This window comes from Pseudomonas sp. PME37.24/025 (genome assembly GCF_055556615.1).
On record NZ_JBVHNK010000498.1, the window covers coordinates 1 to 233 of the forward strand.

The following is a 233-nucleotide window of genomic DNA, read 5'->3' on the forward strand; positions in this document are numbered from 1 at the left end:
GGGACGCTTTATTCTGCGCGAAGCGTGCCGGCAGGCGGCGTTGAGCAACGACGGCACCTACGTCGCCGTCAACGTTTCACCGATCCAGCTCGTGAGTGGGCACTTCGCACTCGACACCGCCGCCATCCTCGCATCGACCGGCCTGCGCCCCGACCGGCTGGCCCTGGAGGTGACCGAGAGCGTGCTCATGCAGGACCAGGAGAACGTGCTGAAGACGATGCGGGAGTTGACCG

At 66.1% G+C, this 233-nt stretch carries 1 protein-coding gene; it reads left to right on the forward strand.

Annotated features, from left to right (window positions below; all coding sequences use genetic code 11):
- A partial coding sequence (locus ACZ3HH_RS31225; RefSeq protein ID WP_465810618.1) for an EAL domain-containing protein occupies positions 1–233 on the forward strand: 233 nt, incomplete at both ends.